The 3,057-nt window shown below is 53.7% G+C and carries 5 protein-coding genes and 1 other RNA gene; 1 reads left to right on the forward strand and 5 read right to left on the reverse strand.

The annotated features are described in order from the left end of the window. Positions 1 to 3 precede the first annotated feature (3 nt). Positions 4 to 364: a transfer-messenger RNA gene (gene ssrA / locus D6694_01455) on the reverse strand. Between the two features lie 78 nt (positions 365 to 442). Between ssrA and D6694_01460 the strand changes: the two genes are divergently transcribed. Then, the gene (locus D6694_01460; protein RMH47776.1) at positions 443 to 1,201 is read left to right on the forward strand and encodes a hypothetical protein; all 759 of its coding nucleotides are present in this window, start codon (positions 443 to 445) and stop codon (positions 1,199 to 1,201) included. Here the strand turns inward: D6694_01460 and D6694_01465 are convergent. The 4 genes from D6694_01465 to D6694_01480 form a co-directional block, all read right to left on the reverse strand. Further along, on the reverse strand, positions 1,198 to 1,911 hold the full coding sequence (locus tag D6694_01465; GenBank protein ID RMH47777.1) for a pirin family protein: 714 nt from the start codon (positions 1,909 to 1,911) through the stop codon (positions 1,198 to 1,200). The genes D6694_01460 and D6694_01465 overlap by 4 nt on opposite strands. Before the next feature lie 7 nt (positions 1,912 to 1,918). After that, entirely contained in the window at positions 1,919 to 2,158 is a 240-nt protein-coding gene (locus D6694_01470) for a CDGSH iron-sulfur domain-containing protein (GenBank protein RMH47778.1), read from the reverse strand. Between the two features lie 24 nt (positions 2,159 to 2,182). Further along, positions 2,183 to 2,797 carry a glutathione transferase GstA gene (gstA, locus tag D6694_01475; protein ID RMH47779.1) on the reverse strand — a complete coding sequence of 205 codons (615 nt, stop codon included), beginning with the start codon at positions 2,795 to 2,797 and terminating at the stop codon, positions 2,183 to 2,185. Beyond that, the coding region (locus D6694_01480; GenBank protein ID RMH47780.1) for a hypothetical protein at positions 2,794 to 3,057 on the reverse strand (264 nt) is incomplete at its 5' end. The genes D6694_01480 and gstA, both read right to left, overlap by 4 nt.

Here is a 3,057-nt window from a genome sequence, read left to right on the forward strand (position 1 = left end):
TATTGGTGGAGGCGGCCGGGATCGAACCGGCGTCCGTGAGTCCTCCGCTCTCGGCTCTACATGCTTAGTCTGTCTATTGGTTTAACCATGTGCTACCCGACAGACAGGGAAGACACATGGCGAGTCCGGTTAAGTTTGACGCATCAGGCCCCGGACGAGCCGATGCGCGGTCCTGTGTGGATGACCCCAGCGACCCGGGCGCACAGGCACGCACCGGACTGAGGGCTCTAACGCAGGTTATTAAGCTGCGAGAGCGTAGTTGTCGTCGTTGGCAACTATATTGTTTGCAGTCAGTTTTACGAGGCAACTGCACCTCGGCATGCACCTCAAGTTTCGCGACCCACGTCGAAGCCATGTCGCCCCCTTGGGTGTTACTGAAATTGTATCGTAAACGGTGGTATGGGTGAATCGTTAATTCATTTTACATTCAGTCATTGGTGCTATGATGGTTATGTTGGATCTGTCGGTGGGAGGAATTATGAAACGAGCTTTGGTGTTGATCGCAAGCCTGTGGTCGCTGGTTGTGCTGTCTGGTTGTTCAGCGATGCATACGGCGGCGGCTAAAAAAGAATTGTCGGTGGAAACACGACTGGCGAAGCCAATTTTTCTTGATCCTGTGGCACCCGAGCGCCGTACGGTGTATGTGGAAATCAAGAACGTGACGGGGCTGGCTTTGGATGACTTGAAAGGGCGCGTGTATGCCGATCTTGAATCACGAGGATTTCGTGTTGTCTCGAATCCAGAGCGTGCCACCTTTGTGATGCAGGTGGTGATCCGCCACGCCGGGGCGATTGATTTGCGGCGCCGCTACGGGGATAACAATGGTGCGAGCGAAGGGGCGTTGGCAGCATGGTTGATCTCGTCGGCAACCGGTGGGGATCATGAAGATCGTGCTGGTGCCGTGTTTCTTGGTGCGTTGTTCGGCACCTTATTTGATGCGAGCGTGAAAGACATTCAATATACGGTCATTACCGATGTGCGGGTGTTGCAGAAGTTACCACACAAAATTTCGGTGGAGGTTAAGGAGCGTTTACGTCAAGGGGAAAATACACGCGAACGGAGCCGCTATCGGGTTGAACGCGATCGCCGCGCTTTTGTCACGCGGCTGGTGACGCGCGCCAATAAAGTCAATTTGAAATGGGAAGAAGCGCTGCCAGCGATAGAAGACAGTCTTGCCGAGGCATTGGCCGGAATTTTCTAGTCAACGAATGGTCCCCATTGGCGAATCGGTTCGTGATGCGGTAAGCCAGCACACCACATAAGATGTGTGTCGGCTGCCGCCCGAATCGTGATGCTTAGTGTGTTCTCGATCAGGCCTGCGTCGCCTGCATTCAGTGTTTGTCCATTGAGGTCAGCAACCCCACGAATGACGTAGCAGATGGCGCGCCAATCCTCATTTAAGCGCAAGGAGAGCTCATCGGACTGGGTGAAACGAATGTCGCGATAGTCCATTGGTGTGTGGACATGTATGCCGGCATCATGGCCCACGATATGACGAATTTCGATATTCCCATCTTGAGTGATCGGGATGTTTGGCACTTGTTGGTAATCCGGTGTGATGGTTTTAAGGCGTTTTGGTAAGTTCACCCAAAGTTGTATGCCTTCGGTGCGGCCTAATGGCATTTCTGAATGGACGATACCCTGACCCGCGGTGAACCGTTGAGCGCCGCCTGCGGAGACTGTGCCACAATTGCCGAGGTTGTCTTGGTGCTGCATGGTGCCTTTCAGCAGCCATGTGATTCCCTCGAAGCCACGATGCGGATGCGGCGGAAAGCCGCCACTTTCGATGTCAAAGTGATCCCATAACACAAAAGGGTCGAAATGGCGAAGCGCCACGGTGGGCATGAGTCGCCTGACCATGACGCCGTCGCCTTCTGGCACCCATTGGCTGGATATTTTCAGGATGCCCATGGTGTGCTTAGTCGGTCAGTGCCCTGTGGCTGCCATCGCAAAAGGGCGACTGTTGTGTCTGTTTGCATTGGCATAATGCCACGCGCTTTTTTTCTTCGACGGTAAAGGCCACAGGCGTAAACTCGGTGCCCTTATGTGAGCCGTCACAAAACGGCTGGTTTTGTGAACGTCCACAGGCACACCAGTAATAGGTGCCGGGCTCGAGTTCAAGCACGGCAGGTTGCCGCGCGGCAATTTTGGCAGTCATTGTGTGTCCCTCCCATATGATGGTTTAGTCTTTGAGCAAGCCTTCTTCGCGCAGCGCTTGTTGCACGAACGGCAATTGACCAACACGGGCCATGTAGTTTTGCAGCTGCGGCCAGGCCGAAAGGTCGAAATCCACAAATTGCCCCCAGTTGAGCACGGTAAACAGGTAGCCGTCGGCCACGGTAAAGTGATCGCCCAAAAGGAAATCGCCATGCGGCGTGTTGACCAGCCAATCGAGCCGCTGTTTTAAGCGGTCGCGAAAAAAGTCGCCTGCTTTTTCCGCCAGCACGGGGTTGAACAACGCCCCCATCATTTTGTGCAGTTCGGTCGAAATGAAGTTCAACCAACGCTGCAGTTCATATCGTTGATAATCGCCCGCTGGTGGTGCGAGCCGTTTGTCCGGTACTTGATCAGCGATGTACTGCACAATGGCGGGCCCTTCAGTGAGGCGGCGGCCATCGGAAAATTCTAGCACCGGGACATAGCCCAGCGGGTTGATGGCAGTGAAGTCACCGCCATCAGCCATGGTTTTTTGCCGAATATCGACTTTGACCAGCTCATAAGGCAATTCGGCAGCGCACAGAGCGATATGTGGCGACAAAGAGCATGCGCCTGGTGCGTAGTAGAGTTTATAGCTCATTTTCTTACTCCTTCGATTGAAATCCACACTTCGACATTTTCGGCCACCGGTCCAAGAATGTGGGCTTCTTTCATTTTGTAGTCTGAAAGTTTAAGTGTAGTGGTCGCTTCAAAACCGCGACGAAAGCCACCCCAAGGATCCTTGCCTGCGCCAATTTGTTTGACGCGCAGTTCGATTGGCTTTGACACGCCACGCAGAGTGAAGATGCCCTTGAGTGTCGCGGTCCCATCGCCATTGTCGATCCATTCGGTGCTTTTGAA

The sequence above is a fragment of the Gammaproteobacteria bacterium genome (assembly GCA_003696665.1).
In the GTDB taxonomy this organism is placed as follows: Bacteria; Pseudomonadota; Gammaproteobacteria; order Enterobacterales.

Excerpts from the sequence above, each read along its gene's own strand:
- D6694_01460 (RMH47776.1), top strand. The coding sequence starts at position 443 with ATGATGGTTATGTTGGATCTGTCGGTGGGAGGAATTATGAAACGAGCT.
- D6694_01465 (RMH47777.1), bottom strand. The coding sequence starts at position 1,911 with ATGGGCATCCTGAAAATATCCAGCCAATGGGTGCCAGAAGGCGACGGC.
- D6694_01470 (RMH47778.1), bottom strand. The coding sequence starts at position 2,158 with ATGACTGCCAAAATTGCCGCGCGGCAACCTGCCGTGCTTGAACTCGAG.
- gstA (RMH47779.1), bottom strand. The coding sequence starts at position 2,797 with ATGAGCTATAAACTCTACTACGCACCAGGCGCATGCTCTTTGTCGCCA.